Source organism: Glaciimonas immobilis, assembly GCF_011947285.1.
In the GTDB taxonomy this organism is placed as follows: Bacteria; Pseudomonadota; Gammaproteobacteria; order Burkholderiales; family Burkholderiaceae_D; genus Glaciimonas; species Glaciimonas immobilis.
The window spans coordinates 120,320-141,076 of sequence record NZ_JAAOZT010000009.1 but is presented as its reverse complement, the minus strand read 5'-3'; the positions used below and the strand labels follow the sequence as shown (position 1 = coordinate 141,076).

Below are 20,757 nucleotides of genomic sequence, written 5' to 3'. Positions count from 1 at the left end.
TCGGTACCATCAGGTATATATTGGACTAACAACAAAAATTATTGGAGCAGGCAGTGAATTAAAAAAATATTTATCTCGGCGTCAACCTCTTACATGACACATCTGCTGCAATTTTATGTGATGGCGTATTAATAGCAGCCGTCGAGCAGGAACGATTCGACGGATGTCGGCATTCAACCAATTTTCCACATGAGGCAATTGCTTATTGCCTTCATGAAGTTGGCGCTAAAATTGAGGATATAAAAGGCGTCGGAATAACATTCGATTATTCCTCGTTCATCATGAATGGTCGCCCGTTTGAACAAAATACAGTGAGGCATGATGATATTACACATGCAGGACGTCAAATACAAAATGCACGAAACCTTGAAACGTACAGGAACGCCATGCAGAGCATGCGTGATAGTGGCCTTAGCCAGTTTATAAGTATTTGCCATCACCTCTGCCACGCTGCGGGTACGTTTTTCTCGAGCGGATTTAAGTCATCCAACATCTTAGTCGTAGATGGAAGAGGCGAGGATGAATCCACGTCACTGTATTTGGGCGACGATATGACAATTACAAAACTCTATAACTATGACGTTAAGAACTCACTTGGTCATCTCTATACATATGTGACGAGCTTATGTGGACTTTATTCACATATCGGTCAAGAAGGCAAGACCATGGGCTTGGCATCCTATGGGACTGGGAAAATTTCCATCATCGACAGCGTACTTAAATTTAATTCGAATTCGTATTTTGTTGATCGCGAAGCGATGCGCGCTCTGAAGGATATCGCGGATAAAGGAATTTTTTCTGAAAATTCCAAGGAACTGGCCTACGCGGTACAGAAGGCACTTGAGCGGGCATTTGTTTTTCTAGCTGACGATCTCCATAAAAGGACAGGCAATCCGAACTTCTGTTTTGCTGGCGGTGTAACGCTTAACTGTAATGCCAACGGAAAAGTTTCAGAACTCGATTTCGTGAAGAAATTATATATTCAACCTGGAGCTAACGATGCCGGCGCCGCAGTCGGCGCAGCTATGATTCTTCACATAGGAGATGTAGGTACTCGCCCGGTCGTTAAAGAGCAAGTATACCTTGGACCGTCTTTCAAACCTCAAGATGTTGAAACCTATCTGGTCCAAGAAAGTATCGCTTTTACAAAGGTGAACAATCCCGAATTGGAAGCAGCCAAGTTAATAAATAATGGAAAAATAATCGGTTGGTGTCAGGGTGCTATGGAGTTTGGTCCTCGGGCGTTGGGAAACCGTTCCATTTTAGCCGCGCCGACTAGCGCCTCTATCCGCGACAAAGTCAATGTCATTAAGCAACGTGAAAGCTGGCGACCACTTGCACCGTCTGTTTTAGCGGAACAATCCAGCACATGGTTTACCTCGGATACAGAATCCCCTTTCATGCTACTCACGATGACCGTCCGTCCGGAATTCCGCGCCAGAGTTCCGGCCATTACCCACGTCGATGGAACGGCCAGGGTTCAGACCGTGACGGAAAGTTTTAATAAGCCGTATTACTCATTGATTAAGGAATACTTTAAGCTTTCCGGCGTGCCGATGGTACTCAACACATCCTTGAATACCAAAGGCAAACCGATTGTGAGCAGCATCAAAGATTGCATTGAGTGCTTGTATGAAAGCGGCCTAGATGCCATCTTCATCGGGAATGTCCTAATCCGCAACGCCCTGTTGAGCAAGGAAACCGTCGACTTACGCGAAGAAATGGAAGCGTTAAGTTAATTAAAATGGGCAATCCGACTTAAAGCGGTTTGCCCTGTTTTTGCCCTATTATTAGGGCGCAATTAAGGTCCATATGGTACTTGATGCCTGGTTTCTCTTCTGCATATCTGCGTTCTTTTCTGCGATCTCCCCGGGGCCGAGTGTCGTTCATGCTATACGGCTTTCTGGTTCCCGTGGGTTTAAAGTGGCGACCGCCTCTATTCTTGGAAATATCTTCACGATAATCGTAGTTTGCGTGATCGCGTCTATCGGTCTTTCATTTTTGAAAAACAGCTTAGCGTTTAACGTATTACGGATCGGTGGCGCCTTGTATTTGATATATGTCGGCGTAAAGATATTTCTCGAGAAAAGCACGTATGAAGAGTCTGTTGCCCCTTCACAGAAAAGCTACTTCTCTTTTTTCACCGAAGCGGTTTTTATTTCCATTACCAATCCCAAGATATTTATTTTTATAGCGGCATTCTTCCCGCAATTTCTCACTCACGGGGGCAACAGAATGCTTCAACTTTCTATCATGACCATGACGTTTGTATTTTTTACATCAGCTATTCTCGTCATGTATTCTGCTCTTTCATCTGTTCTTTATAAGAGAAAAGTTGTCCGTGATTACATTAATAGGTGTTCCGGCATTACCTTGGTTCTGTTCGGACTGTACACCCTCATTTAAACAAATAGTGACGGGTAACCAAAAGCGTACGTACGTTAAGGTAAGGCGCTGAATGCGGTAGCGGGTGGCGCTGTATAGACACCGAAATAATTTCGAATCCCGATTACAACACTCATTACAACCCTAGAACTAGTACGGGATTCAAGAAGTCCTCCGAGGCGAGGAAGATGGGTACACCGCCGCAACGAAATAATCTTTGGAGCGGCGTCCGGAATTTTTTATGCTGAAAAGACTGCTCCACAGTCCTTTCAGTTTGCGGGCATTTAGCGGATTTATTTTAATCTTCCAAAAAATAATCATGGACGACCGTCAAATTTTTCGTACTCGCCTTTGATGAGAGGTTCCGGACACCGGCACTTAAATCCCGCCCATGCACAAATATTTGATTACCTGATAATCTTCGATCCCGTATTTAGAACCTTCGCGTCCCAGACCGGATTGCTTGACCCCGCCAAATGGCGCGACCTCGGTAGAAATCAAACCGGTGTTAATCCCAACTATACCGCTCTCCAGCGCTTCTGCCACGCGCCAGATACGACCGATATCACGTGAATAAAAATAGCTGGCTAGTCCGAATTCGGTATCGTTAGCCATGGCCACTACTTCATCGTCGGTCGTAAAGCGGAACAACGGTGCCATCGGGCCGAAAGTTTCTTCACGTGCCACCACCATATCGGACGTCACATCGGCCAAAATCGTCGGCTCAAAAAAACTATGCCCCAACGCATGGCGTTTGCCACCAGAAAGGATACGCGCGCCTTTGCTTAATGCATCGGCAATGTGCTGCTCAACCTTTTCGACCGCTTTTTGGTCAATCAATGGCCCTTGCGTAACGCCCTCTTGCTGGCCGTCGCCGACCTTTAGTTTAGCCACTGCAGCCACCAGTTTTGCGGCGAACGCGTCATACACACCGGCTTGCACATAGAGACGGTTTGCACAAACGCAGGTTTGACCGGCATTGCGATATTTGGAGGCCATTGCACCTTCAACGGCGGCATCCAGATCGGCATCATCAAAGACGATAAACGGTGCGTTCCCGCCCAATTCAAGTGACAGCTTCTTGATGGTCGGGGCGCATTGCTCCATCAGCAAACGGCCGACGCCGGTGGAACCAGTGAACGTCACTTTGCGCACAATCGGGTTGCTGGTCATTTCTGCACCGATGACGCGGGCTGCACCGGTGACGACGCTGAAGACGCCCACCGGAACGCCAGCACGCTCTGCCAGTACTGCCAGCGCCAAGGCAGAAAAGGGCGTCGATTCGGCCGGTTTTAGTACCATTGGGCATCCCGCGGCAAGGGCAGGACCGACTTTGCGGGTAATCATCGCCGCAGGAAAATTCCATGGCGTGATCGCAGCGCATACACCTATCGGCTCTTTGATCACGACAATGCGATTATTGGGCGAGGTCGATGGAATGGTATCGCCCCCAGCCCGCTTGCCTTCTTCGGCAAACCATTCAATAAACGACGCTGCGTAGGTGATTTCACCCCTGGATTCGGCTAGCGGTTTACCCTGCTCCAAGGTCATGATCAATGCCAGATCATCGGCATTGGCGAGCATCAAATCATTCCATTTGCGCAAAACTGCACCGCGCTCTTTGGCGGTTTTACTGCGCCAGGCTTTCCAGGCATCGTTAGCGGCGACAATCGCGCGTCGGGTTTCGGTCGTGCCCATCAGCGGCACAGTGCCGAGTATTTCGCCGGTGGCGGGGTTGGTTACCGGGAGAGTCTCGCCGGTATCCGCGTCGGACCAGATTCCGTTGATATACGCTTGCTGCCGAAATAAAGAGGGGTCTTTTAATTGCATCATAAGAAATCCTTAAGAGAAACCGAGAAATTGCAGGGATGGCTGTCAGTCAGAGCTACGCATCAAATCTTCAATTCAAATCAGAGATCCAAATCATCGATTCACGTCATTGGCTATCGCAGTGAGGCACGCCATTAAGTCCGTAAATAAACAGCGACGACAAGAGTAACCCGCTAGCGTTCAGGACGGCAGAAGATTTCACCCACTAACCACTACGCATATTATTTAACCATAATATGGTGCCATGCTGTCATGGATTACAGGCTACGCGTTCCGCATTGCAACGCTAGAATAATCCAACACTTCCTTCATCGCAGCGTAAGGCATCGTCAGTGCACAGTGAAAGCGAAAAACGTTTGCGGACTTTAACAATAATAGGCCTTTTTTAAGTAAATCGGCCAGGACGCGATTGCGCAACTGGATGGGGCACCGCAGATGCCCATCCAGTAAAGGTGAGCGCTAATGGCTGGTCGGGAGTACCGAGATCAGCAATCTCGGAAGCCTTACGTGGAGGCTTCAGAGCGATCCGGGCGCTTTTGCTGAGGAAATTGACGCCCTCCCACATCTGATCTTCGTCGGGTACTTTCCCCGCACCCGCAGCGATCCGAAGCGGGCAAAAAGGACAAAACGCAATAAATTGTCAGAGCAATATGACTTGTACTTTGCTAATTCGTGGATTTGTATATAGGAAAAATTTATGACTTCGCGTTGCAGGAAATGTTTGTCCAGTAATACAAGGCGCATTCCTCGAAAATTCTGGATGCGCGTTATGGGCTTTAGCTTATACATCTACTGCTTAGAATGTAAGAAGCGTAGCCTTAAGTTCTTTAAGTATTGATCTAAGAACCTGATTTGATGCGAGTGGTGCTCGAAATCTTCAGGTTCTCAATCACGTCGGTCACGCCGGTCACGCCGCGCCTTTATCACCAATTGCCGCCCGCTTAGTGCAGGTCTTCACGGGTTCTCAGTAAGCTGACGCCAATAATCAAGATTTTTGAATGACGCCTGACCCTGCCCTTCAGGACGCCGCGATAAACTGCCGGGTTTCTTCCCAAGTTGCAGGATTGCATCCCACCCGCAAGATATTAAGGCTGGCGGCAGCTATTGCATGTTGCAATGCATCGTGCATGAATGTCCGATCAAGTTGGTCTAATACATGTACCGATGCCAGTTTGCCGGAGCGCGCCAAAAACGCGATTAATCCCGCGTGGAAACAATCGCCTGCGCCGACTGTATCAACCACTGCGATCGTACCCGGAATCGGGAGTTCGAGCTGATGCGCACGCGTCAGCAATGCTGCACCTTTAGCACCACGCGTAAAAGCGATCAGTTGCAAAGATGACCCTTCGAATAAAATGGTGGCCAGTTCTGTCAGCGAGGGAGCGTCGATACCCAGAACATCGAGATCTTCGTCACTGACTTTAACGATATGCGCCTGTGCAATCGCGCGCTTTACGCCTTCGATATAGTCGCCGCGATTTGCCACCGCCATTGGTCGCAAATTGGCATCAATGGAGATAATCGCCCCGCGCTTTTTTGCCTCGGCTATGGTAACGAGGATTTTTTCCAAATCGTCCGGAACCAGCGCCAGACCGCCCGTGTGCAACAATTCGAGATTGTCAGGGAAGCGCGCAATCAGCAATTCCGCGCTGATATCCCGATCCGCCACCGCTTCACGGTGAAAAGCATACGTCGGCGAACCATGCGCATCCAGGCTGACTACGGCAAGCGAAGTTGGTCGCCCGCTTATGGCGTGAGCGCCCAGCGTGACGCCGTTGTCGGAAAGAAGAGAATAAAACTTTTGCCCAAACTTATCCTCCGAAAGTGAATTAAGGTAAGTTGTAGCGAGACCCTGCCGCGCCAATCCCAACGTTAAATTACATACCGACCCGCCGAGGCAGGCCGCAAAACGTCCATCCGGTTGTTCAATCAAATCCACCAATGCTTCACCAATTGTCGCTATCATGATATTTTCACTTTTTATAATTATGTTGGGTATGCTGAACAGGCTCGCCTGATATGCGCACCGAAGTGCGCACTAACCAAGGTATGGCCGGTGTGTTTTCCGTAACGGAAACACATAATTGGCCACTTACTAGCCCAAGCGGGTGATTATTTATTTGTTATTTTTAACTTTTTTAAGCGCGCATTAATGTTTAGTTGCGCAACTTGGGAACAGGATCGCGATTAGTTACGCAACTTCATTCGTTACGCAATTTCATTAGTTACTCAACTTCAAAAACAGATCGCGATCAGGTGCGAAGTTGGCGTAAAGGGGTAACAGCGCGCCGCCGATCGCCCGAGCGTCCGAGCCGATCGTGCCGGTGAGTATCTCTGGACGCGTAACGCCTTCCCAGTTGTAATAACCTAGCGCTTTCTCTACTTCTTCCAGTAGCTTTTCTAGCAACGTGCGGTCGCAAGAGCCGTCAATAATAATCTTGTCCAAATCCAGCAGGCAAGTTGCGCTATTGATTGCAAGTGCAATCGCCCGGGCGGCATCGTCCAGCCACGCACTTGTGTGCGTCGCCCAGGGCGCTTGCAACGCGCGCGCGTCGAAAGACGCCGCCTCGTCCAATCCTGCAGCACTAAACAACTGTTCCAGCTTGAACAACGAGGCGTCGCTTAACAATTGTTCTGGTGCTGTTTTGCTATCACTTTTTGCAAGCCCTAACGGAATCGATGCAAGCGCGCCCGCATTTCCATGTAGCCCGCTGCGTAAATGGCTGTCGATGACCAGCCCGCCGCCAATAAAGGTATCGACAAATACATAAAGATAACTTTTGATGCTTCTGCCTCTGCCAGCGACCAGTTCGGCTACGCAAGCCGCCGCGGTGTCTTTGGCAAATTCTACCGGCAGATTGGTCATGGCTTGCACACGCTCGCGGATATCAATGCGCTTCCACTTTTGGGCCTGATCGGCAGGCATGCCGAGTACGGTTTGCCACCCGCCCAAAGCCAGCGGAGCAGCAATACCGATACCGCTAAGCCGCTGTGCACGCCGGGGTCCGAGTAGCTTCACCATCTGCTTCAAATGCTGTTCGATTTCGCTAAATAACACCTCCGAATCCGGATAAGCGTACGCCAACGAAGACCGCTCGCGCGCGTGGCCCACAAAGTCCACCAGCAACACATCCAGACTGCGGCGACCAATTTTGATACCAATAGAAAACGCGCCATCCGGGTCAAGAGCGATCGGCACCGAGGGTTGACCAACCTTGCCGCGCAGTGGTGCCAGCTTGATTACCAGGCCCTCCTCAAGCAGACGGTTAATGATAAGTGATACCGTTTGCGTGCTGAGCTTAGTAAGTCGGGCCAGATCGGCCTTTGGCATGCTGCCGTGAAAGCGTATCGCCTGCAGAACTACGCGCTCGTTAAACTGGCTCATGCCAACCTGATTTGAGCCGCGTGGACTAAGCCATTTGCTGTCGTCTTCGATCGGTTCCGTCAACGATGGATCCGTGTGTTCATTTTTCATTTTCTTAGAAGCAGAGCTAACCGCTTCCTTTCTTAGGTAAGAGTATGAATTTCTCGCGAATTATCGTAAATATGTTCTTCTTATAATAAACATCAACGGCATAATTACACACTTTCCTGCTGCGTATCCGGACAACGGTATTCCACTCGGCGGAACCTCGCGGACCGGTAAAAAACCGGCGTCGGTTGACACGAAAGAGTGTAATTTTCAGCACGCAGCGGCCTTAGACGCGCATCTTACTGTTTCTTGACTGGCGAGAACCTGTCGTTAATCTGTATTTGATTTTCATAGTTAAATTTTGGTAATTGGATTAGTTACCAAACTTGGTGACTAAGTTTGGTAACTAATCCTAATTGCTAAGCCTGGTTGCTAAACTGGATTAGTAACCAAACTTTTAATACTTAATGTTGTAGTTAATTAATGACGCCTTTTTTGAAAATAAAATTTGCGTACGATTGCATTTCACCTGTTTGCACGATTGCGTAAGCTTGCTTGACCCGCTCATAAAACTTGAATCGCTCAATCGCTTCGCATTGTTCTGGCTGGGCCAAACCGGTAGTCTGCAGGAATACAACCACCGATAGCTGAACCGTTGACGTGTACCCGGCCGGGGCGTCGGACACCTGCATATAGCCGACCGGATACTCGACTGCCGCATCGAGCGGAAAAACCGATAGCACGGCCTCACAGGCCCGATATAAATCGCTTCCTGGCAATCGAACTATCGGCTTGCCTCGCCCCAGCGACTCGGACGTGAAGTTGGCGTCCACTACCGCCAATTCGTCGCCATGGCCCATTTCGCAGAGTATTTTCAACAATTCCGGCGACAACAGCGTATCGATACCTTTAAGCATGGGCTTCTTTCGGTAAATCTTCAGGGTTCTTAGCACCGGTCATGACCGCAACGGTGTCTGACATGCTGATGTGTTTGGGATCGACCACTGCCACGCGCTTGCCCAGTCGCTGAATGTGAATCCGGTCCGCTATCTCGAACACGTGCGGCATATTGTGGCTAATTAAGATGACCGACAGACCCCGGTCCCGTACCCGCCGGATCAGTTCGAGCACCATATTGCCCTCTTTAACGCCTAACGCTGCGGTCGGCTCATCCAGAATCACGACATGCTTTGCAAACGCTGTGCTGCGTGCAACCGCAACGCCTTGGCGCTGGCCGCCCGACAAGGTTTCTACTGCCTGATTCATCGAACGAATACCGATTTTTAGATCCTGCATATGCTTGATCGCTTCTGCCAGCATTTTCTTCTTGTCGATAACTTTCAGAAATTTGCCCAGAAAACCTGATCGTAATATCTCGCGCCCGAGAAATAAATTTTCGGCAATGGTCATCGCTGGCGCGACGGCCAAATCCTGATAGACCGTCTCAATACCGTAACGACGCGCATCAATCGGCGACTTGAAGTGAACCGCTTGACCGTCCAGCAGCATCTCGCCAGAATCGGGCACTAGCGCGCCGGAAAGGGCTTTAATCAAACTCGATTTGCCAGCACCGTTATCGCCAATTACCGCAAGGATTTCACCTGCTCGAAGATCAAAATCAACGCCGTCAAGTGCCGTCACATGGCCGTACCGTTTAGTGATGCCACGCGCCTGAAAAATGGTAGCCCTAGTAGTGGTCGTCATTTTCAACCTTTCTTGTGCGTAAACTGGTCGGTGGCGACTGCCAGAATAACGAGAATGCCTGTGACCATCACCTGAAACACGGATGGCACGCCCATCAGCGTCAATCCGTTCCGGAACACGCCCACAATCATGACCCCGATCAGCGTGCCGCCTATCATGCCGCGCCCACCGAACAGACTGGTACCGCCTAAGACCACCGCCGTGATGCTGTCCAGATTATCGGTCTGCCCGGCCTGCGGGTCACCTACACCCATGCGGGCGACAGATAGCAGAGCGGCAATACCGTACAACAATCCAGCCAGCATATACACGTTCATCAGCACGCGATCCGTGGCAATGCCGGTCAGACGTGCCGCTTCACGATTATTGCCGACGGCATAAATATGGCGTCCGGGCGCGGTGTCGCGCAGATAAAACCATGTCAACAGGTATAGCCCCAACATTAGTACCGTGCCATAGGTGATATTGGTCTGACCGACCTGAAAAGTATTACCGAAAAAGAGTAGTGCGTCCGGCAGGTTGGTGACGGTTTGCGCACCGGAATATACCTGAGTGATGGCAAACACGATATTCATGGTCCCGAGGGTCACGATAAATGCCGGTAACCGCACTTTGGTCACCAACGCGCCATTCAGGTAACCGACCAAAGTGCAGGCCAACAAACCGCACATCACCGCAAGATAAGGATGTACGCCATGATCTGTGGCAAATTTGGTCATCACAACCGAGCCTAAAGCCATTGCCATGCCGCAAGACAGGTCAATCCCGGCCGTTAAAATAATCAGCGTTTGACCGATGGCGATCACGCCCACCACCATTACTTGTTGCAGAATCAGAGAAAAATTTTGTCCGCTCAAAAACCGGTCGGATTGCGTTGAAAAAAACAGGCAGGCCACAAGTAATGCAATACACGGCCCCAGCGATGATAGCGGGGGCAGGTGATCTAAATAGCGCTTCATAAATTAAGGTCCTAGTTGGTTGAGGAAAGGAGCTGGCGATGATGGAATCCTCAATCGAATCTTTGAATCGACTCTTCAAATCGGAGCATTAGCCCCAAGTTCACATTATTTCTTTCCCCAACAGGCGCTCAAACCAAAGGCGCTATCCTTGCTGTCGATATTTTTCTGCTTTTTATCGGTGATCAGCGTGACGCCTGTATCGACGTAACCGCTGACCTTTTTACCGGTTTTAATATAATCGACACCCGCGTCCACACCGAGAGATGCCATCCGTAACGGATACTGCTGCGACGTCGCGGTAATCACACCAGCCTTCACATTGCGTACACCGTCGCATCCACCGTCAATAGAGACGATCATCACGTTTTTCTCTTTTCCTGCGGCCTTTAAGGCCTTGTAAGCACCCGCTGCGGCTGGTTCGTTAATGGTGTAGACCAGGTTGATCTCGGGGTTCTTTTGCAGGCAATTTTCCATAGCGGTCTGGCCTTTTGCCTGATCGCCGAAACTATCTTGCATGCAGACGATGCTCGGATCGCCTTTTTTGACGCCAAAACCTTGCAGAAAACCATCGTGGCGCTGGATGCCCACAGGGTGTCCAGGAAATAAATCCAGCGTCGCGATCTTGGCTGGTTTGTCACCAAAGGCTGCCTTGGCATATTGGCCGACCAGCACACCAGCCTTAAAATTATCGGTTGCGAACAACGCATCTGCCGCGGTCTGCGGATCAGTCGGACTATCCAGAGTGATCACCATCACGCCTTGGTCACGCGCCTTTTTCAGCGCAGGAACGATCGCCTTCGCGTCGCTCGGGGTGATCAAAATGACCTTTGCACCTGCCGCCATCATGTTCTCAATCGCAGCAATCTGACCGGCATTGTCGCCATCGGATTTGCCTGAGGCGGTCAGCAATTTGGCCCCTCTGGACCGGGCGGCTTCTTGTGCGCCTTCTTTCATTTTTACAAAATATGGATTGGTGTCGGTTTTGGTAATCAACCCAATGATGGGTTGATCGGCTGCAGCGGTCACGCCTGTGACGGTGGTCAGGGTCGTCAACATAGCTAGCGCGATGCAATTTTTTAATTTCATTTTTGTCTCCTCCGGTCTGCACAATGAGATGGAAAGCCATAATTAGTCACGTTATTTCAAAATAGTACGGGATACCTGCATAAGTACTTTTATGACTTTCCTTGCCGTAATATATGCCCATTTAATTAATAAATCTACTGTCTTTATTAATTATTTTTCGCTTTTTCGTCTATAGCAACGCGATTAGATCGCAGAAGTTTTTATTAACTTGCAAATTACGTAAGTCATCCTGCCCGTTGTTGAGTGGTATTTTTTGAGAAATCCGAGGTAAGGGAAACCTTGCCACGCTAGGGCGACATAGCGCATTAGGTCACTGGAGCGATTTCGCGCAGGTCTTAGGGAGGACCGACTGAGGGCCTGATAATAGAAGTCGCGCTTTATCTGGCTGACTAACGCATAATCGCCAGCACCCAACAACGCTTTCGGAGATTTTATGAAAAAGTCGCTTTTCGTCGCACGCGCCGCATTAGTTGCCATCGGTATGCTGGCGCTCAGTCCCGCTAGCGGGCTGGCCGGCACCGAAGCGCTGGCATCGCGTCTGGATCAGCTCATCCAATCCGGTAACCTGCGCGTTTGCATGACCGGCGACTACCGGCCATTTACGTTTTATAAAACCGATCAGTCGTTTGAAGGAATCGACGTAGATCTGGCCCGATCATTAGCCAAAACGATAGGGGTCCAGGCGCTGTTCGTCAAAACCAGTTGGCCCACCCTGACCAATGATTTTCTGGAAAAATGCGATATCGCGATGGGCGGTGTGTCGGTCACGTTTGATCGACTAAAAAAAGTCTCGTTCTCCACCTCGCATATGGTGGATGGCAAATCAGCCATCGCACGTTGCGCCGATGTCGCCAAATTTCAATCCCTCGCGGCGATTGACGTGCCAGGCACGCGCGCGATCGTCAATCCCGGCGGCACCAACGAGCGCTTCGCCAAGGCGCATTTCAAACAAGCCCAATTGATTGCGTATCCCGACAACGTGACGATCTTCGATCAAATCATTAAGGGCAAAGCCGACATTATGGTGACCGACGGCAGTGAGACTTTATGGCAATCGAAGTTACACCCTGAACTGTGTCCGATTAACCCCGGCAAGCCGCTCCAGTTTGCGGAAAAAGCCTTCATGTTGCCACGCGGCGACGTACCCTTTAAAGAGTTCGTCGATACTTGGATGCACCAGTTAAAAGCGACCGGCGAGTACGATCAGATAGTGGACCACTGGCTTAAATAAGCACAATAGAAGCAGAAGACGCCCGCTCGTTGCTGCGCCGTCTCCCTGAATAAACACATTAGACGATTTTGAGTCCGGCCAATGCAGGATTGGCGGGCGGCGGTTTGAGCTTCAACGCCTGTAGCGTCTCCAGTACCACACTCGCTATCGCCAGATTGCGGTGGGTCTTGGAGTCGGCCGGAATGACATACCATGGCGCGTGATCGGCATCGGTTGCCTGAATCGCGCTGGCAAATAGCTCCTGATACGCGTCCCAGCTTTGTCGCTCTTCAAGGTCCTGAGGATCGAATTTCCAGTTTTTTTCGGGATCATTGATGCGCTCTTGTAAGCGCCTCGCTTGCTCATCCTTAGAGATGTGCAACAAAAATTTGATGATGGTGGTTCCGGTTTCTGCCAGCATCCGTTCAAAATCGCAGATGTGCGCGTAACGTCGCTCGCACTCTCCGGAATCAATCCAGTTATGGACCCTCGTCACCAGAACGTCCTCGTAGTGACTGCGATTAAACACCGTAATTTCGCCTGCTATCGGCACTTGCTGATGGATGCGCCAGAGATAGTCATGGGCCTTTTCAATTGTGCTTGGCGCCTTGAAGCCAACAATACTGATACCTTGTGGATTGATGCTGTTGAATACGCCTTTAACGGTGCCATCTTTTCCGCTAGTATCAGTTCCTTGTAATACTACCAACAATTTGTGGTGCTGCCCCGCATACAGCATCTCTTGTTGCAGGCCAATTTCGCTCGCCAGTGCGAGCGTCTGCTGTTTGTCTTTTTCTTTGTCGCCACTGGACAACGGCTTTTTACCGGCATCAACGTCTTTAATTTTGGTTTTTTTGCTGGCGCGAAATTCAGTTTGAGCGGACATTGAAAACTCCCTGGACTTGATTGCGTGTTTTGATGGCCGGTCTTTCAGACCAGGAAAAAGTTGGGGAACGAGCGCTAATGTACCAAGGCACGGTTTGACAACTGCCACTGAACCTAATCAACAGGCCACAAGCCAAGGTGCAAAAATTGCGTTGTAAGGGGACGGAAAAACTTACAACACGCCGTAATAGTTACCTTTCGCATGTTCGATCTTGATGCATCGATCCATCACGACGGTTAATCCGGCTTTAATGGCTTTATCGGCAGCATCCTGATTAATGATCCCTAGCTGCATCCAGATAGTGCTGGCGCCGACCATGATCGCCTCCCCCACAATAGGTGGAATATCCCCTGCTTTACGAAAACAATTAACAATATCGATTTTCAAACCTTCTTGAGCGAGTCCACGGGCCGCATCGTAAAGATCCTTGTAGCAGTGCTCACCAAGAATGTGAGTGCTCACACGCATAGGATTTACCGGGATGATGCGGTAACCATGCTCTTGCATGTAACGAGCGACGCCAAAGCTGGGTCGGTCTGGTCGATTGGATAAGCCGACAATGGCAATGATCGGTTGAGAAGACTGCAATGATCCTTCTGTGTCAGACATGACGATTTCCTCTGCGGTAAAGGCGCTAGATTGGAGCTGGTCATGGCTTCTTCGAAACCCGGGACTTCGCTGGCATACCCAATTTCGGTACGCCCCCTAAAAACGTCCGGGCAGGAGGAGAGCCATACTCTTCTGGCGGATACGTGATGAAGCTATCTTACTTGAGTCTGTTGAGTTTTTGTATCAGTGTCAATATCGGTCGTATTTGGCCCTCAAGGGAATACTGTTTTCTGCGCTGCCTGCGGCTAACTTTTTACTGTGTTTATAACCATGCATAACGGAGATAACATAAAATTAATAGACAACAAAAAAGCAGCCGAAGCTGCTTGTTTGATGCCATCTTCACAACTCGGACAATCGCTGTCCGACCGCTAAATCAACGGCCTTTTGAACGCAATCTATGGATCGCTGCCAACTGTGCAATTGCTGTCGTCAACTCTGACTGCGCTTTTGCATAATCGATTTTTGATTCCTGATTGGTCAACGCTTCTTCTGCCAGACGCTTGGCTTCAGTTGCTTTTGCTTCATCCAGATCGGCACCGCGAATCGCAGTGTCGGCCAGAATAGTGACGGTATCTGGCTGCACTTCCAGCAAGCCCCCAGCAACGAAAACAAATTCATCTTCTGCCTGACCTGGTACTTTAATACGTACCGCACCTGGCCGGATGCGCGTGATCAGCGGCGTGTGACGAGGATAAATCCCCAACTCGCCCGCTTCACCCGGCAACGCGACAAATTCAGCCTCGCCGGAGAAGATAAGCTCTTCCGCAGAAACCACGTCAACGTGAATAGTGTTTGCCATGTTAGACCCTTAATTATAGGACTTACGCAAAATCGCCCCAGCGGCGTTGTGCTTGCCTTGCCGCCAACGTGGCCCGGCACTCACATGCTGTGTTCGTCGGCAGGGTTGGCAACCCGTTGCTGCGACGCTTTTGCGTAAGTCCTAATTTATCCAGTCAATCAAATCGCCATAAAAATGCCAGCTACGTGTTTAAAAAGCGTAGCCGACATCGTTATGGATTAGCCGATTTTCTTGGCTTTCTCGATTGCTTCTTCGATTGTACCAACCATGTAGAACGCTTGTTCCGGCAGGTGATCGAGTTCGCCGCTAGCGATCATTTTGAAGCCCTTGATCGTATCTTTTAGCGAAACGTATTTACCTGGTGCACCGGTAAATACTTCAGCAACGTGGAACGGCTGCGACAGGAAACGTTGCATTTTACGTGCACGCGCTACCAACAGCTTGTCTTCCGGTGCCAACTCATCCATACCCAGAATCGCGATAATGTCGCGCAATTCTTTGTAGCGTTGCAGAATACCTTGAACAGCGCGGGCTGTATCGTAGTGTTCCTGACCAACGACGAGCGGATCCAACTGGCGTGAAGTAGAATCCAACGGATCAACCGCAGGATAAATACCCAACGAAGCGATGTCACGGGACAACACAACAGTGGAATCCAAGTGAGCAAAGGTGGTAGCTGGTGATGGATCGGTCAAGTCATCGGCAGGAACATAAACCGCTTGAATTGATGTAATCGAACCAGTCTTGGTTGAAGTAATACGCTCTTGCAAACGGCCCATTTCTTCAGCCAATGTAGGTTGATAACCCACAGCAGAAGGCATACGACCTAGCAACGCAGATACTTCAGTACCGGCCAATGTGTAACGATAGATGTTATCGACGAAGAACAACACGTCTTTACCTTCATCACGGAAGCCTTCAGCGATCGTCAGACCGGTCAACGCAACGCGCAAACGGTTACCTGGCGGCTCATTCATCTGACCGTAAACCATCGCAACTTTGGAGTTCTCTGGATTTTCCAGATCAACCACTTTTGCGTCAGCCATTTCGTGATAAAAGTCATTACCTTCACGGGTACGCTCACCAACACCTGCAAACACGGACAAACCACTGTGCGCTTTAGCGATGTTGTTAATCAGTTCCATCATGTTGACGGTCTTACCAACACCAGCACCGCCGAACAGACCAACTTTACCACCCTTGGCAAACGGGCAAACCAGGTCAATAACCTTGATACCTGTTTCCAACAGCTCTTGCGATGGCGACAAATCGTCATACGCAGGTGCTTTACGGTGAATAGAAGCAGTAGTCGCGTGGCTTACCGGACCGCATTCATCAATAGGATTACCTAGTACGTCCATGATGCGACCAAGTGTTGCCTTACCGGTAGGAACCATGATTGGCTTACCGGTATTCTTGATCATCATGCCGCGGCGCAGACCGTCTGAAGTACCCAATGCAATAGTACGAACGATACCGTCGCCTAATTGCTGTTGTACTTCAAGCGTCAGTTCCGAGCCTTCCATCTTCAAGGCATCGTAAATCTTAGGCATCGCGTCACGTGGAAATTCAACGTCCACAACAGCGCCGATACACTGAACGATTTTGCCATCAGCCATTTTCGTTCCTTCAATATATAAAATTAAATTCAGTTGAACGCTTGCGCGTTATGGTCGTTGCGTGCGGCGACCCCAAAAAACCTGTTACACGAACCAATTTAAAACTTGCGACGCACACCGTACCCATTGCGGCTTCCGGAGTTGCGACATCGCCCGTTAAGCGCTGGCTCGTTCACTAAGGCTTTTTGAGGAGCCCTTAAAATCACACCCTGTGAGACTAAACAGCCGCCGCACCGGAAACGATTTCCGACAATTCCTTGGTAATCGCAGCCTGACGAGTTTTGTTGTAAACCAACTTCAACTCACCAATCACGTTACCGGCATTGTCGCTTGCCGACTTCATTGCGACCATCCGCGCTGATTGTTCAGATGCCATGTTTTCTGCAACCGCCTGGTAAATCAGCGTTTCAACGTAGCGCAGCAGCAAATCGTCAATCACACTTTGTACGTCCGGTTCATAGATGTAATCCCACGCGTGGGCACCATCGTTATCGGACGTAAGACGCTCGCTGGACAAGGGCAGCAATTGCTCCAGTCTCGGTTCCTGTCTCATCGTGTTAATGAATTTGGTGTACACCAGGTACACCGCATCCAGACGACCTTCTTCGTAAGCATCCAGCAATACCTTGACCGGGCCAATTAATTTGTCCAGATGTGGGGTATCACCCAGTTGCACCACGTGCGATACGACTTTTGCGCCGACCCGATTCAGAAAACCCAGGCCTTTATTACCAATGGCGACTGCTTGAATCTGATTACCCGCAGTTTCCAGTTCACGCATTTTGGCAGTGACCAGACGCAAGGAGTTGGTGTTCATACCACCGCACAAACCTTTATCGGTTGTGACAACGATAAAACCAACCGTCTTGGCAGTGTCCTGCTTAGACATGAACGGATGCGTGTATTCCGGATTCGCTTGCGACAAGTTAGAAGCAATATTACGAATCTTCTCACTGTAGGGACGCGCCGCCAGCATCCGTTCCTGCGCTTTACGCATTTTGGACGCCGCGACCATTTCCATCGCCTTGGTAATCTTCTTCGTATTTTCTACGCTCTTGATCTTGCCGCGTATCTCTTTGCCTGTAGCCATGAGTTATTACTCCTTATAGCCCCAGAGAATTAATACGCGTCGGATTTTTTGAAATCAGCAACTGCAGCAGACAACGCAGCTTCAGCATCTTTGTCGAGTTGCTTGGTTTCTTCGATCTTTTGCAACAATGGTGCGTGGCTGGTTTTCATGAAGTCATGCAAAGCCGATTCAAATGGCAGCAATTTCTTCACTTCAATATCATCCATGAAACCTTTGTTGACCGCGAACAACGTTACTGCCATCAGTGAAATCGGCAGTGGCGAGTATTGCGCTTGCTTCAACAGTTCAGTCACACGTGCACCGCGATCAAGTTGCTTGCGGGTTGCCGCATCCAGATCAGAAGCAAACTGCGCAAACGCAGCCAACTCACGATACTGTGCCAAGTCGGTACGAATACCACCGGACAAGTTCTTGATAACTTTAGTCTGTGCAGCACCACCAACGCGCGATACCGAAATACCAGCGTTAATTGCAGGACGAATACCAGCGTTGAACAACGACGTTTCCAGGAAAATCTGGCCGTCAGTGATCGAAATAACGTTGGTTGGAACGAATGCAGAAACGTCACCAGCTTGTGTTTCAATGATCGGCAAAGCAGTCAATGAACCAGTTTTGCCCTTGACTTCACCTTTGGTGAAAGCTTCGACATATGCTGGGTTCACGCGTGCTGCGCGCTCTAACAAACGGCTGTGGAGGTAAAACACATCGCCGGGATACGCTTCACGACCTGGTGGACGACGCAGCAGCAACGATACCTGACGGTACGCGACAGCTTGCTTGGACAAATCGTCATAAACGATCAGTGCATCTTCGCCACGGTCACGGAAGTATTCGCCCATCGCGCAACCGGAGTAAGGCGAGACGAATTGCATCGCGGCCGACTCAGAAGCTGATGCGGCGACAACGATCGTGTATTCCATCGCGCCGTGTGTTTCTAATGAACGTACGATGTTTTTGATCGAAGACGCTTTTTGACCAATCGCCACATAGATACATGTAACGTTTTGACCCTTTTGATTGATGATGGCATCAATCGCGACGGCAGTCTTACCAGTTTGACGATCACCAATGATCAGTTCACGTTGACCGCGACCAATCGGGACCATCGAGTCAATTGACTTGATACCGGTTTGCATCGGCTCGGAAACAGATTGACGGGCAATAACGCCTGGCGCAATTTTTTCGATCGGTGCTGTCAACTTGGCGTTGACCGGGCCTTTGCCGTCAATTGGCTGACCCAGCGCATTGACCACACGGCCACGTAGTTCAGGACCGATCGGGACTTCCAGAATACGACCCGTACATTTAACGATGTCGCCTTCGGAAATGTGCTCGAAGTCGCCCAGAATAACGGCGCCGACAGAGTCACGTTCCAGATTCAATGCCAGACCAAATGTATTGCCTGGGAATTCCAGCATCTCACCTTGCATCACGTCAGACAGACCATGAATGCGGCAGATACCGTCGGACACGGAGATAACCGTGCCTTGATTTCGAATCTCAGCGGTGTCGCCAAGGCCTTGAATCCGGCTCTTGATCAGTTCGCTGATTTCAGACGCGTTGAGTTGCATACTAACTCCTAAAATTTTTCTCTTTGGCTTACGCTAAGGACTCGGGCCACTCAGTTCGACGCAATGAATGCACTGACTATTTGTAGCCGTGCAGTTGCTATAGTTTAGCTGTCGCGGTTGTTACCGCAATGTCTTACGCCGCTATCGCGACATGCAACTGTTGCAGCTTGGCGCGTACCGATGTGTCCAGCACTTCGTCGCCAACTATCACGCGCACTCCACCAATTAGCGTACTGTCCACAGTGACAGCAGGGTTGAGCTTGCGACCGAATTTCTTTTCCAACGTGACCAGCAGTTCTTGCACTTGTGCTGCAGATAGTTCAAAAGCACTGGTGATTTCAACATCGGCGGCACCTTCCTCGGCATTTTTCAGCACGTGGAATTGCTCAGCGATTTCTGGCAATGCTATCAAACGACCGTTGGCAACCAATGTGGTGACAAAGTTTTTGGCTTCGGCAGTCAGTGGTGACTTCAACAACGCTAGAAAGATGTCAGTAACTTGCTGATGTGACACCGCAGGATTACGCGCCAGGGCCTGAACATCCGGATGCGCGGCAACTTGCGCCATCTCAATGATCAAACCAGACCATGCAGCCAAATCTTGTGATTTGGCTACTCGGAACAGCGCATCTGCGTAAGGGCGGGCAATCGTTGCGATTTCAGCCATGATTACAGCTCTGTTTTCAGTTGATTCAACAAATCGGCATGTGCCGCTGCGTTGACTTCGCGCTTCAGGATCTGTTCTGCGCCTTTAACAGCCAGCGTAGCAACTTCATTGCGCAAACCTTCACGCGCTTTAGTTACTTGCTGATCTGCATCTGCCTTAGCATTAATAACAATGCGCGCTGCTTCTTCCGAAGCCGTTTTTTTGGCTTCCTCAATAATCAACTGAGCACGTTTTTCAGCTTCGCCAATACGCTTCTGACCTTCGTCGCGCGCAGTGGCCAGTTCTGCCTGTACCCGCTTTTCAGAGGCTGCCAGATCTGCCTTGCCGCGATCAGCGGCTGCGAGGCCGTCCGCAATCTTCTTGGTACGCTCATCGAGCGCTTTCATCAACGGCGGCCACACGAATTTCATCGTGAAGCCGGCGAGGATAAAGAAGACCACGAACTGCGCAAACAATGTTGCATTTAAGTTCACGGTAATTTCCTTCTCAGAATAACGTGTGCTGAAATATTTTCAGCAAAATGAGAATCGGCTATGGTGCCCGAATTACTTAGGTACGAATGGATTTGCGAAAGCGAACAACATAGCGATACCAACACCGATCAGGAATGCAGCGTCGATCAAACCAGCCAGCAAGAACATTTTGGTTTGCAAAGTGTTCATCAGCTCTGGTTGGCGTGCGGATGCCTCAAGGTATTTACCGCCCATGATAGCGATACCGATACAAGCACCGATTGCGCCCAAACCAATTATCAAACCACAAGCCAAAGCAACAAAAGAGAGATCCGTCATGACAATTCCTTCAAAGTTAAAGTTAATACAAAAGGCAAATCAAAAAAACAAATACTACGAAACCTACCAGAACCGATGTGGGAGGTCGCCTGTTGCGCCCGAATCCGGAGGTTTCCGGTGGACGCAAACGACCCAA

General features: G+C 49.8%; 19 protein-coding genes. 3 read left to right on the top strand and 16 right to left on the bottom strand.

Annotated features, from left to right (window positions below; translation table 11 throughout):
* The first annotated feature begins 68 nt into the window (after window positions 1–68).
* Together HAV38_RS14955 and HAV38_RS14950 are read left to right on the top strand one after the other, a co-directional pair.
* Window positions 69–1,739 carry a carbamoyltransferase family protein gene (locus HAV38_RS14955; protein ID WP_280730155.1) on the top strand — a complete coding sequence of 557 codons (1,671 nt, stop codon included), beginning with the start codon at window positions 69–71 and terminating at the stop codon, window positions 1,737–1,739.
* 73 nt (window positions 1,740–1,812) lie between these two features.
* The gene (locus tag HAV38_RS14950; RefSeq protein WP_168056186.1) at window positions 1,813–2,406 is read left to right on the top strand and encodes a LysE family translocator; all 594 of its coding nucleotides are present in this window, start codon (window positions 1,813–1,815) and stop codon (window positions 2,404–2,406) included.
* A gap of 357 nt (window positions 2,407–2,763) precedes the next feature.
* Here the strand turns inward: HAV38_RS14950 and gabD are convergent, their stop codons facing one another.
* The 7 genes from gabD to HAV38_RS14915 all read right to left on the bottom strand — a co-directional run bounded on the left by gabD (window position 2,764) and on the right by HAV38_RS14915 (window position 11,346).
* Complete coding sequence (gabD, locus tag HAV38_RS14945) at window positions 2,764–4,218, bottom strand: NADP-dependent succinate-semialdehyde dehydrogenase (RefSeq protein ID WP_168056185.1); 1,455 nt, start codon at window positions 4,216–4,218, stop codon at window positions 2,764–2,766.
* A gap of 1,015 nt (window positions 4,219–5,233) precedes the next feature.
* A complete protein-coding gene (locus HAV38_RS14940; protein WP_168056184.1) occupies window positions 5,234–6,181 on the bottom strand; it encodes a PfkB family carbohydrate kinase in 948 nt (315 codons plus the stop codon).
* A 255-nt stretch (window positions 6,182–6,436) separates the two neighbouring features.
* Window positions 6,437–7,690, bottom strand: a complete 1,254-nt coding sequence (locus HAV38_RS14935) for an ROK family transcriptional regulator (protein WP_168056183.1) — start codon at window positions 7,688–7,690, stop codon at window positions 6,437–6,439.
* 413 nt (window positions 7,691–8,103) lie between these two features.
* Complete coding sequence (locus HAV38_RS14930) at window positions 8,104–8,544, bottom strand: RbsD/FucU family protein (RefSeq protein WP_168056182.1); 441 nt, start codon at window positions 8,542–8,544, stop codon at window positions 8,104–8,106.
* The gene (locus tag HAV38_RS14925) at window positions 8,537–9,331 is read right to left on the bottom strand and encodes an ATP-binding cassette domain-containing protein (RefSeq protein WP_168056181.1); all 795 of its coding nucleotides are present in this window, start codon (window positions 9,329–9,331) and stop codon (window positions 8,537–8,539) included. The genes HAV38_RS14930 and HAV38_RS14925 overlap by 8 nt, the downstream gene beginning before the upstream one ends.
* Before the next feature lie 2 nt (window positions 9,332–9,333).
* On the bottom strand, window positions 9,334–10,290 hold the full coding sequence (locus HAV38_RS14920) for an ABC transporter permease (RefSeq protein ID WP_168056180.1): 957 nt from the start codon (window positions 10,288–10,290) through the stop codon (window positions 9,334–9,336).
* 105 nt (window positions 10,291–10,395) lie between these two features.
* Window positions 10,396–11,346: a sugar ABC transporter substrate-binding protein gene (locus HAV38_RS14915; RefSeq protein WP_245182398.1), complete on the bottom strand. Its 951-nt coding sequence runs from the start codon at window positions 11,344–11,346 to the stop codon at window positions 10,396–10,398.
* Window positions 11,347–11,809: 463 nt separating this feature from the next.
* Between HAV38_RS14915 and HAV38_RS14910 the strand changes: the two genes are divergently transcribed.
* Window positions 11,810–12,607: a transporter substrate-binding domain-containing protein gene (locus HAV38_RS14910; RefSeq protein ID WP_168056178.1), complete on the top strand. Its 798-nt coding sequence runs from the start codon at window positions 11,810–11,812 to the stop codon at window positions 12,605–12,607.
* A 58-nt stretch (window positions 12,608–12,665) separates the two neighbouring features.
* Here HAV38_RS14910 and HAV38_RS14905 read toward each other — a convergent pair whose 3' ends face one another.
* The 9 genes from HAV38_RS14905 to atpE all read right to left on the bottom strand — a co-directional run bounded on the left by HAV38_RS14905 (window position 12,666) and on the right by atpE (window position 20,621).
* Window positions 12,666–13,472 carry a PPK2 family polyphosphate kinase gene (locus HAV38_RS14905; RefSeq protein ID WP_168056177.1) on the bottom strand — a complete coding sequence of 269 codons (807 nt, stop codon included), beginning with the start codon at window positions 13,470–13,472 and terminating at the stop codon, window positions 12,666–12,668.
* A 171-nt stretch (window positions 13,473–13,643) separates the two neighbouring features.
* Window positions 13,644–14,081, bottom strand: coding sequence for a CoA-binding protein (locus HAV38_RS14900; protein ID WP_168056176.1), 438 nt, complete (start codon window positions 14,079–14,081; stop codon window positions 13,644–13,646).
* Between the two features lie 376 nt (window positions 14,082–14,457).
* Window positions 14,458–14,883: a F0F1 ATP synthase subunit epsilon gene (locus HAV38_RS14895; RefSeq protein WP_168056175.1), complete on the bottom strand. Its 426-nt coding sequence runs from the start codon at window positions 14,881–14,883 to the stop codon at window positions 14,458–14,460.
* A 218-nt stretch (window positions 14,884–15,101) separates the two neighbouring features.
* Window positions 15,102–16,502, bottom strand: a complete 1,401-nt coding sequence (atpD, locus tag HAV38_RS14890; RefSeq protein ID WP_168056174.1) for a F0F1 ATP synthase subunit beta — start codon at window positions 16,500–16,502, stop codon at window positions 15,102–15,104.
* Window positions 16,503–16,719: 217 nt separating this feature from the next.
* Window positions 16,720–17,592: a F0F1 ATP synthase subunit gamma gene (gene atpG / locus HAV38_RS14885; RefSeq protein ID WP_168056173.1), complete on the bottom strand. Its 873-nt coding sequence runs from the start codon at window positions 17,590–17,592 to the stop codon at window positions 16,720–16,722.
* A 29-nt stretch (window positions 17,593–17,621) separates the two neighbouring features.
* On the bottom strand, window positions 17,622–19,163 hold the full coding sequence (gene atpA, locus HAV38_RS14880; protein WP_168056172.1) for a F0F1 ATP synthase subunit alpha: 1,542 nt from the start codon (window positions 19,161–19,163) through the stop codon (window positions 17,622–17,624).
* A 133-nt stretch (window positions 19,164–19,296) separates the two neighbouring features.
* Complete coding sequence (locus HAV38_RS14875) at window positions 19,297–19,830, bottom strand: F0F1 ATP synthase subunit delta (RefSeq protein WP_168056171.1); 534 nt, start codon at window positions 19,828–19,830, stop codon at window positions 19,297–19,299.
* 2 nt (window positions 19,831–19,832) lie between these two features.
* Window positions 19,833–20,303, bottom strand: a complete 471-nt coding sequence (locus HAV38_RS14870) for a F0F1 ATP synthase subunit B (RefSeq protein ID WP_168056170.1) — start codon at window positions 20,301–20,303, stop codon at window positions 19,833–19,835.
* A 72-nt stretch (window positions 20,304–20,375) separates the two neighbouring features.
* Window positions 20,376–20,621 carry a F0F1 ATP synthase subunit C gene (gene atpE / locus HAV38_RS14865; RefSeq protein WP_038494309.1) on the bottom strand — a complete coding sequence of 82 codons (246 nt, stop codon included), beginning with the start codon at window positions 20,619–20,621 and terminating at the stop codon, window positions 20,376–20,378.
* Window positions 20,622–20,757: the final 136 nt, after the last annotated feature.

What these genes read in the sequence shown, in the direction of transcription:
- HAV38_RS14940 (WP_168056184.1), bottom strand. Translation starts at nt 6,181, where the DNA reads ATGATAGCGACAATTGGTGAAGCATTGGTGGATTTGATTGAACAACCG.
- HAV38_RS14895 (WP_168056175.1), bottom strand. Translation starts at nt 14,883, where the DNA reads ATGGCAAACACTATTCACGTTGACGTGGTTTCTGCGGAAGAGCTTATC.
- atpG (WP_168056173.1), bottom strand. Translation starts at nt 17,592, where the DNA reads ATGGCTACAGGCAAAGAGATACGCGGCAAGATCAAGAGCGTAGAAAAT.
- HAV38_RS14900 (WP_168056176.1), bottom strand. Translation starts at nt 14,081, where the DNA reads ATGTCTGACACAGAAGGATCATTGCAGTCTTCTCAACCGATCATTGCC.
- HAV38_RS14915 (WP_245182398.1), bottom strand. Translation starts at nt 11,346, where the DNA reads ATGTTGACGACCCTGACCACCGTCACAGGCGTGACCGCTGCAGCCGAT.
- HAV38_RS14925 (WP_168056181.1), bottom strand. Translation starts at nt 9,331, where the DNA reads ATGACGACCACTACTAGGGCTACCATTTTTCAGGCGCGTGGCATCACT.
- HAV38_RS14910 (WP_168056178.1), top strand. Translation starts at nt 11,810, where the DNA reads ATGAAAAAGTCGCTTTTCGTCGCACGCGCCGCATTAGTTGCCATCGGT.
- atpE (WP_038494309.1), bottom strand. Translation starts at nt 20,621, where the DNA reads ATGACGGATCTCTCTTTTGTTGCTTTGGCTTGTGGTTTGATAATTGGT.
- atpD (WP_168056174.1), bottom strand. Translation starts at nt 16,502, where the DNA reads ATGGCTGATGGCAAAATCGTTCAGTGTATCGGCGCTGTTGTGGACGTT.
- HAV38_RS14950 (WP_168056186.1), top strand. Translation starts at nt 1,813, where the DNA reads ATGGTACTTGATGCCTGGTTTCTCTTCTGCATATCTGCGTTCTTTTCT.
- HAV38_RS14875 (WP_168056171.1), bottom strand. Translation starts at nt 19,830, where the DNA reads ATGGCTGAAATCGCAACGATTGCCCGCCCTTACGCAGATGCGCTGTTC.
- HAV38_RS14935 (WP_168056183.1), bottom strand. Translation starts at nt 7,690, where the DNA reads ATGAAAAATGAACACACGGATCCATCGTTGACGGAACCGATCGAAGAC.
- HAV38_RS14920 (WP_168056180.1), bottom strand. Translation starts at nt 10,290, where the DNA reads ATGAAGCGCTATTTAGATCACCTGCCCCCGCTATCATCGCTGGGGCCG.
- HAV38_RS14930 (WP_168056182.1), bottom strand. Translation starts at nt 8,544, where the DNA reads ATGCTTAAAGGTATCGATACGCTGTTGTCGCCGGAATTGTTGAAAATA.
- gabD (WP_168056185.1), bottom strand. Translation starts at nt 4,218, where the DNA reads ATGATGCAATTAAAAGACCCCTCTTTATTTCGGCAGCAAGCGTATATC.
- atpA (WP_168056172.1), bottom strand. Translation starts at nt 19,163, where the DNA reads ATGCAACTCAACGCGTCTGAAATCAGCGAACTGATCAAGAGCCGGATT.
- HAV38_RS14905 (WP_168056177.1), bottom strand. Translation starts at nt 13,472, where the DNA reads ATGTCCGCTCAAACTGAATTTCGCGCCAGCAAAAAAACCAAAATTAAA.